We start from the raw sequence: 18786 nt of genomic DNA on the forward strand, positions 1-18786 counted from the left end.
AACTGCGCAACTCCAATCAGGAAGTAAGAAATGAGGAACTACATGTATAATATCAGCGTTTTGGCATTTTTGAAAGATGTCAGTACAGAACGGGCGTTGCGTCTTTTTTGTGAACGATTTGATTCGGCTGAACATGCGCTCTGGGAAAAAGGGATGCGTCTTCTTCACGAATATCATGCTGCGCGACATACAGGGGTGACCTTGGCTGTCTCCAGCGCACTTCAGCATATGGACGACCGTCATGATATTTACGTTGTTGATTTGCGAGCATACAGCGAGGAAGATTTGGATCGCCTGTATATCGCAAAAACATGCGAGTTGATTCTGCTGACGGACGGGGCAACGGAAACCGCTGCGAGGTTTGCCGCACTCCAGCGTCGCACTCCCCGGTTGCTATGCGCGCGTCTACCGCTGGTCAGCTACGAGCTGGAATGCCTGATGCAAGCAATTTTGAGCCGTCTTGAACAAAATGGAGGGGACAGGGCATGAAGCAATGGGCTTTGTTGAGACCAAGCTGGCAAAAGCTGATCCTGTACCTGATCGTCCTGTGTGTGACCGTGTTCTTGGCCGCTGTGCTACAATGGTTTGTCATGCGGCAATTCAGCGGTCACTTGGCGGAGATTCAGAATGAGCAGCTCCAGTATGAGGTACAGGAACTGTCTGGCAGCATAACGGAGCGTTATGCCGCATGGCAGGCTGAACTGAAAGAGCTGTCGTCCAGTCTGGGCAGAGAGATACTGAATCAGGGAACACGCCAGTATGCTGAGGGGTTTAAGCGTGTAAGCGGGTCTTTTTATGTGCTGGATGAACAGTATCATGTGATGGCCGGACGTGACAATCGTGAGATGAAGAGTGCAGTCCAGCAGATTAAGTGGCTGCAAAATGGTTGTGCGATAAGCTCTTTTGTGACTGAGGATCATCAGCCTGCCCAGTACATAGCGTGCAGGATTCAAGGGGCGCAGACGGGCGGTTTTATGGTGCGTACGGTTGACGCTGAGATGCTTAGTGGAATTATTAAAAGTAAGCCGGTGAATCAGCATGAGACTTTATTTTATAACGGTCAATTCAAGATCGTAGCTTCCCGAAATACTCCGGATATCAACCGGACGGACATCACGGGTGTAACCCGTAAGCTGCTGGAGGGCAATACGGGTATCGTTGAAGATCGTGGAGAGAAATACGGAATAGGATTCAGCCGCATTGGGGAAGAGGCCCTTTACATATCGGTTAAGGATATTAGTCAGGACACTGCCCAGCGAATTAGCTCCTTTCGCAAACAGTTGTGGATGGTGATGGCTCTAATACTCATGATTCTGTGGGCCATGCTCGTCCAGTTCCGCAAACGGATTGTGAAAGATGCCATCGTGAACAATCAAGTGCGTGACCAGCGGCGGGATGAAGATATGCGACAGCAGCAGGACACGTATTATTTGCCGTTAATGCAGACGATTGAGCAGCAGCTGCAAGAGCTGCAAGAACAGACTAGCCGTCTCACGGGCGGCGATGATTTAAAGCTGTTGGGATTTTACCAAGATCTAGCCAACCGCTTTGAAGTGGCTTCCAGTCAGGGAAAAGGAGCATCTCATGAGGAACTGGAGTATTTCCGCGAGCTGAATGAAAATTTCATCCAGGGTCGTCTCAGACAGGAATCCTCACTTGGAGAGTTACTGACAGGTGTCCGTAGCTTACGTGATGAGCTGGAAGAGAAAATGCATGATAATAGTGGAATTAGCTTCACGGATATGAACGAGGTATTGTCCGAATCACTGAAATGGGCGAACCGTTCGCTGAATATGAAGCACATTCAAGTGATCACGCGGCAAGAGCCAGTTCCATCCATTGCAGCACAAGCACCTATGCTGTACAAAACGATTCAGGGGTTGCTGGAAAATTCAGTAGAGGCCATGAACCGAGATGGAGAGCAGCTGGAGGCTCAGGAACGGGGCCGAACGGGTCTGCGGTCCAAGCGGCAATCTCATATGCTTAAGGTTAGCTCACGCCTGGAAGAAGCTGAAATTATGATTATCATTGAAGACACAGGCGGCGGGATTGATGATAAGATGCGTTGGAGTTATTTCCAGCCGGATTATTCTCAAAATGCGCAGGAGCATACGTTCAGCCTGTATCATATGGATGCATATCTGAAGACTATAGGTGGTCGCTTAAAGCTGCGTAATACCGATCAGGGGTTGCAGGCCATCGTTCATTTGAGAAGATAGGTCCTAGATAACCAACAGATACACAAGAAGTTCAAGAGAGGGGGACAAGCATGAAAAAGTGGATATTTCGCTATCGCTACGATATGGCGGCAATCATATGGATGCTGGTTTCGATCGTTGCGTATCTTGCCCCCATCTATGGACCAGGCCAAATCGTGTTCAGTGACATTGCCTTTGGAGCCACCTCTCATCGGTATCTGGAGGAAATAACCGGGGTATGGAACGAACGATGGTCTACCTCGACCCTGTTTAACGCTCCACGCATTCTGTACATCTTGCCTTTCTATGGACTTTCATTATTATTTGACGAAAGCGGCCCGATCTTGCTCAAGTCGTTTATCACAGGCTTATTATTTGTTTCAGCATTTTCGATGTATGCCTTTGCCAAGCGACTGGTCAGCGTGTATTATTCACCAAGCTTTACGAAAACCCGTATTTTTGCCATTGTGGTGGGTTCGTTGTTTTATGCACTGAATCCGTGGGTTATTTTTCGCATCCAGCATATTTATTTGCTTTGTGGCTATAGTTTGTTTCCGTTAATGCTGCGATTTTTTTTCAGTGCGGTGGACCCCAAGTTTCAAATTCAACAAATTAAAAACTATCATCCCCATAAATTGTATCAGCGGAACTGGATTGACCTGTTCCTGCTGGCTGCAGTATTCACCGTGAGTGCTGCGGCCATTCATTATTTTTTCTTTGGGATGATTTATTTGGGATTGTTCACCATGTTGCTCCTGCTCAAACTGACCTGGACCCATCGTAAGGCAGGGCGCGCCTATTTACAGCCCTTATACGGTAATTTTTTGCGTAAAGGCATGATTTTTGGCGTGTTTTTCGGTCTGCTCAGTTTTTATTGGTTGTCCCTGTATGTAGGCAGCATGTTGATGGACGCTCAAGCGTCTCAGCATAATATCAACGTCGTGGATACGTTGTCTCTATTCAGCCGTAACAGCAGTTTATATAATGTGGGTTATTTACTGAGCTATTGGTGGCCCATGTTCTCGTTTTCCTCGCTGCCTGCGATGTTTTATGTAGGTGGGGGATTCTTGTTGCTATTGATCGGGTACGCGATGGTGACACGTTCACATAAAAATCCGATCATTCTGATCTTCTCGCTCCTTACGTTGTTATTTATGGTTGCAGCGACTGGAACGACATTTCCGTCTATTGCCAAGTGGTTTGTCATTCTGGTTACGAAAACCCCTGTGATTGGTTCGGTTTTCCGTGATCCTAACAAATTTATTGGACTGCTCTCCCTTAATTTCGGAGTGTTGCTGACCTTTGGCGTCATTCAATGTATGGAATGGTTTGGATCATCACCGCTACAGCGTGGGTATAAAAAGCTGGCGGTTGTTATCGTCGTTTTGTGCCTGGGCGTGTATTTGGCTCCCTTGCGTACGCAGTTCATTGAGGGGTATTACAAGCCGGTACAAGTGCCGGAGGCTTATAGTCAAATGGCTGAAAAGCTGACTGACTCAGATCGTTTTGACAGCAAGGCACTGTATTTTCCAATTGCTGATAATATGATTCAAAGCTATAACGGCGTAGCGACGCCCAAATGGAATAAAGGAAAGACGGCAACCGAGAAGGCGACTGGAGATTTTCAGGTATACTCTTCTCCTAAAAATACGATCTTTCATCATGAAGGCAATGATCCCGGTATTACATACTATATGAATTTTCTGCAGTACGTTATGGACAACGGATTAAGCTCGCGATTAGGCTGGCTATTCTCTACTTTTGGGGTCAACCAGTTGGTCTACCATGACGAATATGAGGGACAGGAGAAGCGGCAGGATTTCCACCTGTCTCAGCTGGAAGGTCAGACTGGGTTGAAACGTACGTATAAGAACGACTTATTTTCCATATTCAATCTTGATCAGGCACCGCCCTATATGAATATCCTTGCAAGTAAAATTGTGACACCTTACGGATTTAGCCGGCTGGAGAGCTATAGTCATTTGCCTGGTTTTGATTTCAGCCGTTTTGGAGTGCTGTTCAGCGCGTTGAAGCCTGAGCTAAACACCATTCAGACGGTCAACAAGGGGGATTATGTGGAGGCAGCCTCCTTCAATGACTTGCTGTTGTCACAGCTCCCGGCAGAGAATTACTTGCGGCCTTTTGATGCGATTGAGGATGGCAATGCTTTTTTGAAATGGTCCAAAACTTTTGCATCAACCAACGATTGGTTGTGGTATTTATCCTCCCAAAATATACGGAACTTCCCGTTTGATATGGAGATGGATGCAGGGATTGCAGTCACCTTTGCCAGTAAGAAGCTGGATGTAGCACCGTATCAGATGAGCAGCATTGAAGGGAATACGGTGCTGGATTTTGACTCTATGCTGAGAACGGAAACCTTTTTCAAGCCTGATAATCCGCAGTTGTTCAGTGTGCAGGCTAACCCCCGAGAGGAATCAAACGATGTGCCGACTCTGCATGGCGAGATTATGAAGGGAGATCCGAGTAATATATGGCAGGTCGCCAGATCTGGATTGCTAGAAGCCAAGGAAAATAATCCATATCAGTTCCACATCACCGTTTCTGGCCGTGGGACGAACAAAATGCATGTAAAAATGAGGTTTTATGATAAGCAAATGCGTGAGCTGGGGGTCAGCTATGTTGTGGCACCTTCAGAGGGCTATAATTTTGACAGTGTAAAATTTTACGGGGAATACGTTTCACCACCTGGTAGCTATTGGATGCGAATGGATTTGTTAACCCTCCAGCGTCCGCAGCAAAAAAATTACTGGTGGATTCACGATATTCAGCTGCGTGATTTGGGGCAATACAGTAAGCCTAACACGTTTACGATGCATAAAAAGATGGACCAGCCTCAAACCTCGCATGTATATGCTAGAGTGTTCATGAATAAGGCAGGCGGGAAATTGCAAGTCACACTGCCGGATGGAGTGACTAACATCAAGACCCATGATGAGGGATTAAACCAATTCCAATGGGTCGATCTGGGAGAACATGTTTTTGCAAAAGGAGATAACCCAGTCACGGTTAATAACCTGCAAGGCTTTAATGCGGTCAATCAATTTGCGATTGTTCCTGTGGATCAACTGGATCAGTTATCTTTTCCGGTGGAGCAGGCATTAAAGCGGGGCAAGCTCTTTTTCACCTTGGAGGCAGAGAGCGATTTTAATGCCCAAGGGAATGTGCAGACGGAACGTGCGTTACCAAGACTTAGTATGGGACGGGGAATCAGTTACCAAAAAGGGGCGTTAAGCAGAGAGGTGGAAGTCGCCAAAACGGGAACCTATGCCACAGCAATTTTGGCTAATCTACCTGCCGGATACAAAGGATCATTAACAATGAAATGGAAGAATGAAGAGACTGGAGAGGTGCTGACCAGAACAATTCGTACGGGTGAGTCATATAAGCGGTTACCCGCTACCTCATTATCCGAAAAGCAGGTTATTGAAACGGTGCCCAATCAGGATGGTTTTGCTAAGAAAATCATACAAATTCCCGGTCTGCTGAACGACTATGGCCGAGTAGAGTTCAAAAATTTATTCTTAACCAAGGGAAAATATCGCTTAACCCTTGTCCTGGACAGTCAGGTGCCGTCATTGAGCCATCTTACAGATATTCATCGAATGGACGGGCAGGAAGTGACGGTAATGCCTGGGCAGGACACGAAGGAATCATTGAGCACGGATGTTGGATGTGTAGCAGATATTCGGCCTGGCCAGACGAATCTGTCCATCCAGGACAAAGAACTGTCTATCCGTTACGCACCTAGCTATTCCTGTGACTGGAATATTTATGCGTCCAAAAAAATGAAGGCAGAGCCGCTGCAAGAGTACGTGGTGCAGTTGGATGCGCGATCAGAACAAATTGGAAGTCGGCACATGAAGGTCATTTTCTTAAATAAAGCGTCCCAGATTCTTCAAACCTCCTATATTGATGAGGTAGAGGAGAGAGATAAGGAGCAATGGAATCATTATGATCAAATAGTGAAGGCTCCAGCAGGAACCGCCTTGATGCAGTTTCAGATATTGGCGCATGCGCACAAGAAGCAATCAGGCTTATTTCAAATGAGGCAATATTCCATCATCCCTTATCAAGCGATGATTACAGTGGATCAATTTACGCTGTTTGAGGGAACGGATATGGAAACCTTTTTTATGGCACCACACGCTTCGGAAAGCATTCAGGCTACTCGTGAAAATTCCATGGAACGCAGCTTTACACTATATAATCCAATGCATCAGCAGGTGCTGATCCGGGAGACAGAATCACCCAATCCATTATGGGAGTTCAGGCTGGGTAGCGAAAATCAGCGAGCACGTCTGTCTGTGAATGGAGTAACGACCGGATTCATAACGAATGGCAGCGGAAACGGTAAGGTTGTCATTATTCTGGCTTCAGCCTACCGTTTTGGCTGGGTATTGTTTGTCATAGGGATATTGGGTGGAGCAGCTTGTTTTCTTCCTTATCGGCGATGGACAAAGCGGAAGCTTCCATAAGAAGCAAGCTGCCCAGAGGGAACCAGACCGTTACTATACGGCTACATCTCGTATTTGTAGCCTCTGCCCCAAACGGTACGGATATGCTGAGGATTTTTAGGGTCACGTTCAATTTTTTTGCGGAGGCTGGAGATATGTACGTCGATGGTACGATCCAGATAAGCGCCATCGCCGCCTTTGACCCGATCCATCAATTCGCTACGGGTAAAAACTTTCCCTGGATTGCAGGACATCTCTTTTATAATAGAAAATTCGATGTGAGTAACTTCTATTTCCTGGTCATCGACCAACAGGCTATGACGGTAATCATTCACCCAGACTCTTACCTTTTTAAGCTTTTGGGTTATCGTTGGTGTCTCAGTGAGCATGTTGCTGCCACTGCGGCGCAGCAAGGCTTTTATGCGGGCGTTTAACTCTCTCAGACTGAAGGGCTTGCATAAAAAGTCATCCGCTCCGTCGTCTAGAGCCTTTATTCTTGTGTTCAGCAGGGTGTTATTAGAGATGACGAGCACAGGAACCGTAGTAAATTGGCGGATGTGGCTGATCAGTTCACATTCGACTTTACCGGAAAACATTAGCGCGGTCACAATAATGTCCGGCTTAAAGTGCATTAATGTAGGAATTGCGAGTTTACAATCATAGATTAGTTCAGTATGATAGCCTTCCTCTTGAAGATGAAGAGCAATCATATCAGCCAAACTTTTTTGACCTTCAATGATGAGTATTTTTGTAGGCATGACAGACATCTCCTGTACGGACAAAGATACAATTAACATTGCATAACTATGTATGTTCTACGATGTTACATACTTATGTATTCGGCAAAAGCACGAAAAGCAAACAGTCCTATAATGTAAGGAAAATATGAATTTAAAGGAAGAAGGTTGCATCTTTGCGAATGATTTTATTATCCGGAGGTTCGGGTAAACGACTATGGCCCTTATCCAATGTGAACCGCCCCAAGCAGTTTCTTTCCATCCTACGTCATGACGAGCGACCGGAAAGTATGCTGCAACGGATATGGAGACAGTTAGATGAAGCTGATTTGGCAGATCAAGCTTATTTTTCTACGAGTGGAACTCAGATCGAACTGATTCAGGGGCAAATTGGCGGAGACGCTGTGGTGATTGAGGAGCCGACTCAGCGGGATACCTTTCCGGCCATTTCCCTGGCTACGGCTTACTTGCATGACGTTGCAGGCGCATCACGCAACGAAATCGTAGGGGTCATGCCGGTGGATGGCTATGCGGGGGATGAATTTTTCGAGCATCTGCGCAGGCTTCCTTCGATATTAGAGCAATCAGGAAGTCATATCGCATTGATGGGGGCTGTTCCAACTGAGCCCTCGGACAAATATGGATATATTGTGCCTTCATCTCCTTTGTCTGACCAGGAATATTATAGAGTGAGTTCATTTGTAGAAAAGCCTGATCTGATTCGCTCCGAAGTATTGATCCGTGAAGGAGCGTTATGGAATTGCGGAGTGTTTGCTTTTAGACTCGGCTTTCTATTGGATGTGCTGACGCAAATGGGTTTACCAGCCGATTATGAAACACTTTCGACAAATTACGCAGACTTGCCTAAAACCAGCTTTGATATTGCGGTAGTAGAACACACTCGTAAGCTCTCCGTGCTCCCATATCATGGAGAATGGAGAGATTTAGGAACATGGGATTCGTTGGTGCGGGAAGTGAGTTCAAAGCTGAGCGGTCCCGGATATATTTCAGAAGCATCACATGACTCGCATATCATCAATGAACTGGAGATTCCGGTCAGCATCTGGAATGTCCCAGACATTATTGTCGTTGCTGGACCGGATGGCGTGTTGGTTACGGATCGACAATCATCAACGGGGATTAAGGATATGGTGGCAGAAATTGAAATTGGACCGCGTTTTGAGGAGCGCTTTTGGGGTAAGCAAACGGTCTTATCCCATCAGCAAGCAGCAAGTGGGTTACAAACGGTCACCAAACGGGTTGTCATTTCGAAGGGGAGATTTATCAGCTATCATGAGCATCAGTTTCGAAAAGAGGTTTGGACCATCGTTTCAGGAACCGGAAGCGTCTGTATCAATGGGATGACACAGACCGTCAGCCCCGGTATGGTCATCGTTGTAGAACCTGGTACCAAGCATTTTATAGGTGCAGTAGAGGGAGATTTGGAATTCATTGAGTCACAAATCGGACATATCGTATCCGAAACGGATATTATCCGATATGAATTTCCCGATTCGCTTGATGCTCGTACTGTATAAAGGTGCCTGTAATATAGGAACGAACGGGTAAGAACGAGGTTCATCTGAAGCCAGTGAAGAGCGCTAGGAACTATTTTTTAATCAAGCTTGATGGCTGGAAATGCTCAATAAAAAGGTATTCATGCGTTGTTCGCTTGAATACCTTTTTTGCATGAACAACTCGTATTGTTCTTAATGAATTGGATAGGAAAGAGGCTTATAAAATGAGTTTTTTGGAGGTTAGCCACTCTTTTACGGCATCTGTACTGAGGTCTCTTTTTGGCGTCCATTCTATTTTATCCACCAGCTTGCCGTTTCTGAATTCTGCAATCGTGGGGGTGTATTTTATGTTGTAATCTGCTTTGAATTTATTCCATTGGGCTTTGTCCTTATGAATTTTGTGAACGTTCAAAAACGTAATTTTGGAGCCCAGATCATACTGTTCGATCATCTTGTTAAAGTTAGGCTCAAATCGGTTGCAGTCGCCACAACTGGGTCTGCCAACATAAACAAATACACTTTGATCCTGCTGAATGAATTGTTTAAAACCATCAATTGTAACCGCATTCAAGTGGTCATATATTTCGGGGTAATTGCTTTTGCTCGCTTGGATCTCTTTATCTTTCTGCTGAACTACCTGCTCTAGGTCTTGAAATTTAACTACAGCTGAAATAGCGATACCAATGATAAGCAACACAATGACACTTAACCCGGCGATATATCCTTTTTTCACAGAAATCCTCCTTTTTTTACAATCTCAAACTTACAATATATGATATTTCCATTTTTCGCTGTAACACTTGTCTCATGATGTATAAAAAAAGAAGCTTTCCATTAGGAAAGCTTCTTTTAGTCTGAAAGTTAAACGTTAGACTACAACAGTCAATAAGTAATCCTCACGTTTCACTTCAGTTTCCATGGTGTTCAGTACATCCAGGTATTGAGCGGAATTGGTTACGATGATCGGCGTAGTCGTTGTATAGCCTGCCGCCTTAATTTGTTCGATATCAAATTCAAGCAACAACTGCCCTTGCTTCACCACATCACCCTCTTTGACGCGCTTGTCAAAGAATTGTCCTTTCAGCTTCACCGTATTAACACCAACGTGAATCAGAATTTCTGCTCCGTCATTGGAAGTAATACCGATGGCATGTCCGGTCGGGAAGACGGTCGTAATCGTTCCGTTAACCGGAGATGTCAGCACACCCTCTGTAGGATCGATCAAGATTCCTTTCCCCATAGCGCCTGAAGCAAAAGCAACATCAGAAGATTGTTCCAATGGCAGCACTTTACCTTGCAACGGACTTACGAGGATTTCCTTTTCGATTGTTACTTCTTTTTTTACGGGTGCTGTTTCTGTTTTTGCAGCTTCTTCTTTTGGATCATCAAAGCCCAAAATCGTAACCAATACAACTGCGAGTACAAACGCAACAAGTAAGCCGAGGACAACCCACAAGAATCCAGCTCCAAAATAAGTTGGAAGCGCCAGTAAACTAGGCAGGGAGAAGGATTTTGCAGTCGCTCCACCGGAAGCGATAATCGCGCCCCCAATACCACCAGAAATACAAGCATAAATGAACGGCTTTTTCAATTTCAAAGTCACACCATAAATCGTAGGTTCAGTAATCCCGAATACAGCTGCCAGTGTAGAGGAACCAGCCAAAGCCTTCATTTGAGTATTTCGTGATTTCAGGAATACCCCCAGTGTTGCACCAGCTTGAGAAAGTACGGCTGCTGTAAGCATTGGAAGCATCGTGTCATAACCCAATGTTTGAATATTGGACAGCATAATAGGAACGAAGCCCCAGTGTACGCCGAAAATAACAAATACTTGCCAGAATGCCCCAGCAACAGCCCCGGCGATCAATGGGCTTAAATTGTATACCCATGTAAAACCGTTCGCCAAGCCTTGACTGATCAGGTTACCGACTGGACCAAAGGCCAAAAACGTCAATGGAACAACGACCAGCAGTGATAGCATAGGTACGATAATGTTTTTAACTGATTGATGAACAAAGGAATTAAACCAGCGTTCCACATAGGATTGTACCCATACCGCGAGAATAATTGGGATTACACTGGAACTGTATTTTATCAGAATGATTGGAATCCCGAGAAAAGCCAGTTTTGCCGGATTGTCCACCGCTGCAATAACATCCGGGTACACGAGTGCTCCAGCAACTGCGACTGATACAAAGGCATTGGTCTTAAATTTACGAGACGATGTAATAGCTAGGAATATAGGCAAGAAATAAAATACGCTGTCCGAAGCGGCATTCAGAATGAGATACGTACCGCTTGCAGTATCAATCCAATGAAGCGACGCAATTAAGGCCATAATCCCTTTGAGCAAACCTGCTCCGGCAAGAGCACCCAAGAGAGGGGAGAAAATGCTGGAAATGATATCGACCGCTTTGCCGAGAAAATTCGTTTTTTCGGAAGATTCTTCTTTTTTCGCATTTGGATTATCCGCATCCTGCAGATTTGTTTCTGCCATCATATGCTCAAAGACTTGGCCTACATTGTTACCGATGACCACTTGGAACTGTCCGCTGCTTTCCACCACTGTAATGACACCAGGCGTTGCTTCCAGTGCAGCTTTGTCCGCTTTTGTGCGATCCTTTAATTTAAATCTCAAGCGTGTAGCGCAATGGAATACCGAATCGACATTCTTTTCGCCGCCAACGAGAGTCACTATTTTTTTGGATAGCTCTTTATCACTCATGTTCAGAACTCCTTAAGTGTTATTCTTGCTACTGATAGGATTTACCGTTTACAGCTGTTGCTAAGATGCGCCGGCGTGCATCTTTATAACCTTGTAAACAAGAAAAACCTAAACTCGTGGTGAAAACGACGCACTCCTTCTATGAGGGAACGTTGATTTCACCATCAGTTTAGGTTTTGCCTGCCTTACCAGTCACAATCCATGAACGATGAGAATATGAAGTTTTTAGCCTGATATGTTATTACGCTCAGTTACCCGATGAATGTGAATCGTTAGATATACATATTCATCCTTGCTTAAATATTGATCATATGTTTTTTCTAGATATTCATTAATTTTTTGGGCACAAGCAAAAGCTTCGGTATATGTTTGCTTTACCTGGTTGTACAAAAATTCTTCACCACTGTGAATAACCTCTTTGCGAATTACTCGCATTGCAAAATATTGCAAATGGGTCAAAAATCTCGAATAGCTAAAAGAAGACTCATCCAGCACAATCCCATAATGATACGTAATAATGTTCAATATGTGTTGGACAATCTCGGTCATTTTCAGTGTAGCCTTCATCTCGTTACCGTCGATCCGTGCATTCACCATATGCAATGCAATAAATCCCGCTTCGTCTTCGCCCAATTTTACACCGAGCGTATTTTCTATTTTTTGCAGAGCATCCAGTCCAACTGCAAATTCTTTTTTGTAAAAGCGTTTAATTTCATACAGCATCGCGTTTTTGAGTGCTAATCCTTTTTCTTCCCGCTGTATGGCAAAATGAATATGGTCGGTCAATGTTAAATAAATGTTATCACTTAACTCCGTATCCAGCACTTCTGCTGCATGGGTCACGATTTCATTCACGACCTCCAGATGAGACACGGGAATATCGTTCAGCAGCTCAGTTAGTCTGGCCGTGAACTCGTTTTCATTTAACATGAAAATCTTATCTATTTTATGATCATCGACTTGGTCGCCAGCCACCTTTTTGAAGGAAATACCTCTTCCCATGACGATAACCTCTTTGCCTTTATCATTTTTAGTCAACAGGACGTTGTTATTGAGCACCTTCTCAATAATCATTGAAGTTCCCCCTCCCATCCTTTACCAATAAAAAATGCCCAAGCACAATTCAATACTATTGTTAGCAATAGCACTCAATTGAACTCAGGCATTGCCCGCATCACCGGTCACAATCCTTCGATATAGTGCTATTGTAGCACAAAAAAAAGCGATTTCAACATGTTTTATTCTCTTTCGACAAAAAATATTTTATATTAAGGCCCATTTGCCTAGTTTGCGAGTCAACAGTAACTTTAAGTGGTCGTACGCTCAATGAGGCTGTACTCCAGCGAATGAAGCTCCATTTGGCGTCCAATCAGCTGAGGAGAAAGCATGAAAAAAGCATTTTGTGCCTGAGCCATAATGGGATTTTGAACCGTTGTAATTCCCATCGTGTGCGCCAGCTCCGTGTTATCAAACCCAACAATCGCCAGATCTTCTGGTACCTTTAGCAATTGTCTGCGCGCTTCGCAGAGAATGCCCACTGCTACATAATCGTTAGCACACAAAATAGCCTCCGGAAATTCCTCACGATGCTGTAATAAATTGCGCACAACTTGTTCGCCGTCACGAATGTTATAAATAGAAGAATAGTTCCAGTGCTGCAACACTGGCAGATTGTGTTCACTCATGATCTGCTCATAAGCTCGTTGTCTGCTGTGAGTATTGATGCTGCTCGGACGACCAAAAGCATTGGCTATACGTGTATAACCTTTTTGTATCAAATGTTTGAGCGCTAACATATATCCTTCATACTGATCCATTGCGACGGAGCGAATATCGGTATGCTCCATTCGTTGCCATGCCACGATCGGTCCATATTTGCAATAAGTACTCAAAAAATCAGTGTCATTCACGCAGGAAATGATGACCAGCGCATCGACTCTTTTTCTTTTTAAATCCTCGAAAGCTTGAAGCTCTTTCTTTTTGTCTTCTCCCGAAGTATAAATAATGGTTTGAAATTCATATTGTCCTGCGATTTCTACAAAGCTGTCCAGAAATGCCAGAACAATTTCATTAATAGTTGATGTGATGATACCAATCTGAAGCGTTTGGCCCTTGGATAAAGAAATCGCATTCCGATTAGGAACATAATCCAATTCCTGCATGATTTTTAAAATTTTAGTTCTGGTTTCGTGGCTTACATGGGGGGACTGATTTAACACTCTGGATACCGTAGCTTTGGAAAAGCCCGCCAGTTTTGCAATTTGATCAAGATTCGACATGATGCTTCTCCTCACCTAAGAAAAAATACTTGACATGAAACGCGTTACAACAATTAGGATGTTTATGAGGGCATTACGTCTATTTTAAAGCATCTATCGGTGCATTTCAAAGGATAACGGTTACCGTTAGTTATTGATTCGCATTGCAGCACCTGATGGTTATTGACTAGAGTGAAAACATTAGATAAGAAAAGAGGTTTTCATACCATGACGAAGACGCTAAAAGGATTCCCGCAAAACTTCCTATGGGGCGGGGCAACTGCAGCCAACCAATTGGAAGGTGCTTTTGACGTAGATGGAAAAGGCCTGTCCAGCGCAGACATGATAGCCTATGTACCTAAGGCAGAACGTAAAAACGATCATGCTATAGAAATTTCGTCTGAACGACTGGAGGACATCTTGGCAGGAAAGGTAAACGCCCGTTTTCCAAAGCGTGAAGGTGTGGACTTCTACCACCGCTACAAAGAAGATATTGCTTTGTTTGCAGAAATGGGCTTTAAAGTATTCCGGATGTCCATCCACTGGTCGCGGATTTTCCCGAATGGATATGATGCCGAGCCGAATGAAGCAGGATTGCAATTTTATGACAAAGTATTCGATGAGCTGCGCAAGTATGGTATTGAGCCGTTGGTAACATTGTCACATTATGAAACACCGCTAGGTCTGACACAGAAGTATAATGGCTGGTTGGGACGCGAAGTCGTAGATCATTACGTAAAATATGCCGAAACGGTATTTACACGTTATAAGGATAAAGTAAAATACTGGCTGACCTTTAACGAAATCAATGTCATGACTATGAGTCCGTTTACAGGCGGCGGTGTGGTTATTGACCGTGTAGAAAACAAACAACAAGCGATATATCAAGCATTGCACCATCAATTTGTAGCAAGTGCACTGGCGACCAAACGGGGACATGAGATCATTCCGGGTGCTCAGATCGGCTGTATGCTGGCTCGCATTGAAAGCTACCCACATACGTGTAACCCAGAGGATATTCTGAAAGCACAGCATGAAAATCAAATGAACCTGTTCTTTACGGATGTGCATGCTCGTGGGGAGTATCCCAACTATATGAACCGCTATTTTGAAGAAAATAATATTGTGATCCAGACAGAACCCGGTGATGCTGAAATTTTGAAAAATAATACGGTTGATTTTATCTCATTTAGCTACTACATGACCTTGACCGTATCGGCAGGTCCAGAAGGAGAAAAGGCAGCAGGGAACCTGATTGGCGGTGTGAAAAATCCGTATTTGCAGTCCTCCGATTGGGGATGGCAGATTGATCCGATCGGCCTGCGTGTTACACTAAATACGTTTTATGACCGTTACCAAAAGCCGCTGTTCATCGTGGAAAATGGCCTGGGTGCGTACGATAAGGTAGAAGAGGACGGCTCTGTGCATGACACGTATCGCATTGATTACTTGCGTCAGCATATTGCCCAAATGAAGGAAGCCATTGCTGACGGTGTTGATCTGATTGGTTACACCAGCTGGGGTCCTATCGACCTTGTGAGCATGTCTACTTCCGAAATGTCCAAGCGCTACGGATTTATTTACGTTGATTTGGATGATGACGGTAACGGAACGCTCCAACGCTCCAAAAAGGACTCATTTAACTGGTATAAAAATGTGATAGCAACCAATGGTGAAGAATTGTAATTCTATATCGTTTTGGGCGGGTACAGCAGAGAAAATCCTTAGGATGCAATCTGCTGTACCCGCTTTTTGTATAGACACCCTATTGATTTGTCAGAGGGCTTCACAAATTTTTCACTTGTAATACGCTGAAAGTTTTCTGTATAATAAATAAAAATTTCATATGTCTGGTTGATGTTTGCGGGAGATGGAACGAAAGTTCCGACCGAAGGGGCAAAACTCTCAGGTGCTTAAGCTGATTTACAGCAACAAGCAGGGACCGTAAACGGACAGAACTCTGGAGAGACCCTTAATTGGGCGCCGAAGGTGCACCGCAGATTATCATCTGCTTAAACTCTCAGGCAAAAGGACAGAGACGCGAATAACCTGTGACAGGGAGTGCCCTAGGCTTTTATGAGCTTTTTAGAGGTAGAATCCTGCACCAGATGGTTTATTTTTCGTGCCTTTAACCTCTTCAGGAGTCGAATCAACGGATTTGACTCTTTTTTGTTTTCTAATATGCTGGAGGAGCGGGTTGAAATGAATTTGGTACATGTGTTAGAAACGATTAGCAGTTGGATATGGGGGGCGCCTCTCATCGTCCTTGTCATGGGAACGGGGTTATGGCTGACCATACGTCTAAAAATGTTGCAGGTATTCCGCCTGCCTCTGGCGATCAAGCTCATCGGTAAGGCCCCGAATGAAGGCAGCGGGGATGTAAGCAGCTTTGCGGCTTTGAGTACGGCGCTGGCGGCTACCGTTGGTACAGGAAGTATTGTCGGCGTAGCGACAGCCATTAAGCTGGGCGGGCCGGGTGCCTTGTTCTGGATGGTCGTTGCAGCCTTCTTTGGGATGGCGACGAAATACGCGGAAGGTGTACTTGCGGTAAAATACCGGGTGAAGGATCGGAATGGACAATTCTCCGGCGGCCCGATGTATTATATTGAAAAAGGCCTGGGACGCCGCTTTAAACCGTTGGCGATGCTGTTTGCTTTCTCGGGGATGCTGGTAGCGTTGTTCGGGATCGGAACATTTCCTCAGGTCAAGGCGATTGTATCTTCCACTGAAAACAGTTTTGGCGTTCCGCCGATTGTAACGGCACTGACTATTGCTGTCCTTACAGCTCTTGTCACCATTGGAGGACTCAAAAGCATTGCCAAGGTATCGACGAAGGTCGTTCCTTTTAAAACAGGCTTGTACGTACTGATTTGTATTATTGTACTGATTCGGTTTGCTGACCAGCTTCCTGCCGCAATCGCGCTTGTGCTTCATTCGGCATTTTCAACTACATCGGCAACGGGTGGATTTGCAGGAGCTACGATTATGCTGGCCATGCGTAGCGGGGTAGCCAGAGGTATTTTTGCCAATGAGGCTGGATTGGGAAGCGCACCGATTGCAGCCGCAGCTGCCAAAACCAAATGGCCTGCGGAACAAGGGCTGATTTCCATGACGGGTGTGTTTATTGATACGATGGTTATTTGTGTGATGACCGGGTTGACGCTACTGGTCAGCGGGGTGTGGAGCGGGCCTACCGATGCAGGTTTGATGACTCAGCAAGCATTTTCCAGTGCATTTCCGCTGGGAGCAGAACTGCTCACCATCATCCTGATTATGTTCGCATTCACCACCATGCTCGGCTGGAACTATTACGGAGAACGCTGTGTTGAATACTTGCTTGGGGTCAAGTGGATCAAGCCTTATCGTTATCTGTTCATTGTACTGGTTGGCGGGGGCGCGTTCATTAAATTGGATGCGATTTGGCTGCTGGCAGATATTTTTAACGCAATGATGGCTTTTCCAAACCTGATTGCACTGCTCGGCTTGTCAGGCATTGTCGTTGCAGAAACCCGAACCTATATGAATTCTTTGTATCCTAATAAGAAAAAGGGCATTCTTGCAGGTGCCAATGTAGGGGCGGCTATCCAAGTAGAAGAAAAAGGACAAACGATCAATTCATAAATAATAAAAGGGAGTGCTCTCAGCCATCACAGGCTTGAGGACACTCCCTTTTAATTGTTATAACGATGCACGCAAAATAGCTAAAATATCTTCCTGTTTCAGCTTTTGATAATTACCGAAACCTCCGTGCTCCATTTCACGGGCCGCAATGCTTGCGATGTTTTCCAATTGTTCATCATTAATGTTGTAATCGGCCAGGGTAGAAGGGGCACCAAGACTTGTCCAGAACGCACTTAGACAGTCAATACCTTCCAAGGCAATTTCTCTGTCAGTTTTACCTACAGTGTCCAAGTCGAACATACTGAGCATCAGCCGCTTCATGCGTGCAGCATCCTGATCCACTGTATGTCTCATCCAGTTGGGAAACAGAATCGCTAGACCGCCAGCATGAGGAATATCATATACAGCAGATAGTGCATGTTCAATGGTATGCGAAGCCCAATCCCCGAAGTAGCCCATTTGCAGCGTACCGTTCAGGGCAATCGTCCCGGCATATAATATCGTTTCGCGATGCTCATAGTTGTGCAAATCCTCCAGCAGCTTAGGTGCCGTTTCAATCACGGTTTGCAGCACGGAAAAGCACATACGGTCTTGCAGCGGTGTATTTTTAACATTGTGAAAGTACTGTTCAAAGACGTGGCTCATCATATCCACCATGCCATAAACCGTCTGATCACGTGGCACAGAAAAGGTGTTTTTCGGGTCCAAGATGGAGAATTTAGGATGCGTCACCGCGCTGCCCCACACGTATTTCTCGTTCGTTTCCCAGCTGGTGATGACAGAATCCGGATTCATTTCCGAACCCGTGGCGGCGAGTGTAAGGATGGTACCGAAGGGCAAAGCCTGGGTTGGCATATGTTTTTTGTTGATAATATCCCACACATCGCCGTCATATTCAGCCCCTGCTGCGATGGCTTTGGTGCAATCAATAACGCTTCCGCCGCCCACTGCAAGCAGGAAGTCTATCTTTTCATTTCGGCAAATCTCGATGCCCCTCTTAACGGTAGACAAGCGCGGATTGGGTTCAACGCCCGACAATTCATGAATGTTGAGGTGCAGAGGCTCTAACGCGTTTAATACCTGTTCATACAAACCATTTCGCTTAACACTTCCGCCTCCATATACCAGCAAAATGTTTTTTCCGTAATTCAACAGCTCTTGCTGCAATTGTTCAATTTGATTGTCTCCAAAAATTAATTTGGTGGGATTATAATATGTGAATTTGTTCATCTGGAAGGTTCCCCTCGGTTCA

Annotated in this window: 12 protein-coding genes and 2 riboswitches; of the genes, 6 read left to right on the forward strand and 6 right to left on the reverse strand. The window is 45.0% G+C overall.

Features of this window, described 5'->3' with window-relative positions:
* Positions 1-42 precede the first annotated feature (42 nt).
* From ACU1JV_RS18470 to ACU1JV_RS18480, 3 genes are read left to right on the forward strand one after another with little or no spacing between them, the layout of a single operon-like run.
* Positions 43-489: a hypothetical protein gene (locus ACU1JV_RS18470; RefSeq protein WP_013372726.1), complete on the forward strand. Its 447-nt coding sequence runs from the start codon at positions 43-45 to the stop codon at positions 487-489.
* Positions 486-2219 carry a sensor histidine kinase gene (locus ACU1JV_RS18475; protein WP_413986885.1) on the forward strand — a complete coding sequence of 578 codons (1734 nt, stop codon included), beginning with the start codon at positions 486-488 and terminating at the stop codon, positions 2217-2219. The genes ACU1JV_RS18470 and ACU1JV_RS18475 overlap by 4 nt, the downstream gene beginning before the upstream one ends.
* A 50-nt stretch (positions 2220-2269) precedes the next feature.
* Positions 2270-6697, forward strand: coding sequence for a hypothetical protein (locus tag ACU1JV_RS18480; RefSeq protein ID WP_413986884.1), 4428 nt, complete (start codon positions 2270-2272; stop codon positions 6695-6697).
* A gap of 41 nt (positions 6698-6738) precedes the next feature.
* Here the strand turns inward: ACU1JV_RS18480 and ACU1JV_RS18485 are convergent, their stop codons facing one another.
* Positions 6739-7434 (reverse strand): response regulator transcription factor, encoded by a 696-nt coding sequence (locus ACU1JV_RS18485; RefSeq protein WP_013372723.1) that lies wholly within the window; start codon positions 7432-7434, stop codon positions 6739-6741.
* Between the two features lie 161 nt (positions 7435-7595).
* On the opposite strand from ACU1JV_RS18485, the gene ACU1JV_RS18490 reads away from it, so the two are divergent.
* Positions 7596-8951, forward strand: a complete 1356-nt coding sequence (locus ACU1JV_RS18490; protein ID WP_413987510.1) for a sugar phosphate nucleotidyltransferase — start codon at positions 7596-7598, stop codon at positions 8949-8951.
* Between the two features lie 196 nt (positions 8952-9147).
* Here the strand turns inward: ACU1JV_RS18490 and ACU1JV_RS18495 are convergent, their stop codons facing one another.
* The 4 genes from ACU1JV_RS18495 to ACU1JV_RS18510 form a co-directional block, all read right to left on the reverse strand.
* Entirely contained in the window at positions 9148-9663 is a 516-nt protein-coding gene (locus ACU1JV_RS18495) for a thioredoxin family protein (RefSeq protein WP_413986883.1), read from the reverse strand.
* Positions 9664-9798: 135 nt separating this feature from the next.
* Positions 9799-11655 (reverse strand): beta-glucoside-specific PTS transporter subunit IIABC, encoded by a 1857-nt coding sequence (locus tag ACU1JV_RS18500; RefSeq protein ID WP_413986882.1) that lies wholly within the window; start codon positions 11653-11655, stop codon positions 9799-9801.
* A 225-nt stretch (positions 11656-11880) separates the two neighbouring features.
* A complete protein-coding gene (licT, locus tag ACU1JV_RS18505) occupies positions 11881-12729 on the reverse strand; it encodes a BglG family transcription antiterminator LicT (protein ID WP_016818607.1) in 849 nt (282 codons plus the stop codon).
* A gap of 233 nt (positions 12730-12962) precedes the next feature.
* Positions 12963-13934: a LacI family DNA-binding transcriptional regulator gene (locus ACU1JV_RS18510; RefSeq protein ID WP_040103040.1), complete on the reverse strand. Its 972-nt coding sequence runs from the start codon at positions 13932-13934 to the stop codon at positions 12963-12965.
* A 207-nt stretch (positions 13935-14141) separates the two neighbouring features.
* Between ACU1JV_RS18510 and ACU1JV_RS18515 the strand changes: the two genes are divergently transcribed.
* Positions 14142-15599, forward strand: coding sequence for a glycoside hydrolase family 1 protein (locus tag ACU1JV_RS18515; protein ID WP_413986881.1), 1458 nt, complete (start codon positions 14142-14144; stop codon positions 15597-15599).
* A gap of 168 nt (positions 15600-15767) precedes the next feature.
* Positions 15768-15852: riboswitch (glycine riboswitch) on the forward strand.
* Positions 15853-15863: 11 nt separating this feature from the next.
* Positions 15864-15959: riboswitch (glycine riboswitch) on the forward strand.
* Between the two features lie 156 nt (positions 15960-16115).
* The gene (locus ACU1JV_RS18520; protein ID WP_025678493.1) at positions 16116-17534 is read left to right on the forward strand and encodes an alanine/glycine:cation symporter family protein; all 1419 of its coding nucleotides are present in this window, start codon (positions 16116-16118) and stop codon (positions 17532-17534) included.
* Between the two features lie 57 nt (positions 17535-17591).
* Here ACU1JV_RS18520 and ACU1JV_RS18525 read toward each other — a convergent pair whose 3' ends face one another.
* Positions 17592-18764: an iron-containing alcohol dehydrogenase gene (locus tag ACU1JV_RS18525; protein WP_413986880.1), complete on the reverse strand. Its 1173-nt coding sequence runs from the start codon at positions 18762-18764 to the stop codon at positions 17592-17594.
* Positions 18765-18786: the final 22 nt, after the last annotated feature.

This window comes from Paenibacillus sp. T2-29, assembly GCF_052921365.1.

Excerpts from the sequence above, each read along its gene's own strand:
- licT (WP_016818607.1), bottom strand. The coding sequence starts at position 12,729 with ATGATTATTGAGAAGGTGCTCAATAACAACGTCCTGTTGACTAAAAAT.
- ACU1JV_RS18475 (WP_413986885.1), top strand. The coding sequence starts at position 486 with ATGAAGCAATGGGCTTTGTTGAGACCAAGCTGGCAAAAGCTGATCCTG.
- ACU1JV_RS18520 (WP_025678493.1), top strand. The coding sequence starts at position 16,116 with ATGAATTTGGTACATGTGTTAGAAACGATTAGCAGTTGGATATGGGGG.
- ACU1JV_RS18490 (WP_413987510.1), top strand. The coding sequence starts at position 7,596 with ATGATTTTATTATCCGGAGGTTCGGGTAAACGACTATGGCCCTTATCC.
- ACU1JV_RS18485 (WP_013372723.1), bottom strand. The coding sequence starts at position 7,434 with ATGCCTACAAAAATACTCATCATTGAAGGTCAAAAAAGTTTGGCTGAT.
- ACU1JV_RS18500 (WP_413986882.1), bottom strand. The coding sequence starts at position 11,655 with ATGAGTGATAAAGAGCTATCCAAAAAAATAGTGACTCTCGTTGGCGGC.
- ACU1JV_RS18515 (WP_413986881.1), top strand. The coding sequence starts at position 14,142 with ATGACGAAGACGCTAAAAGGATTCCCGCAAAACTTCCTATGGGGCGGG.
- ACU1JV_RS18480 (WP_413986884.1), top strand. The coding sequence starts at position 2,270 with ATGAAAAAGTGGATATTTCGCTATCGCTACGATATGGCGGCAATCATA.
- ACU1JV_RS18470 (WP_013372726.1), top strand. The coding sequence starts at position 43 with ATGTATAATATCAGCGTTTTGGCATTTTTGAAAGATGTCAGTACAGAA.
- ACU1JV_RS18525 (WP_413986880.1), bottom strand. The coding sequence starts at position 18,764 with ATGAACAAATTCACATATTATAATCCCACCAAATTAATTTTTGGAGAC.
- ACU1JV_RS18510 (WP_040103040.1), bottom strand. The coding sequence starts at position 13,934 with ATGTCGAATCTTGATCAAATTGCAAAACTGGCGGGCTTTTCCAAAGCT.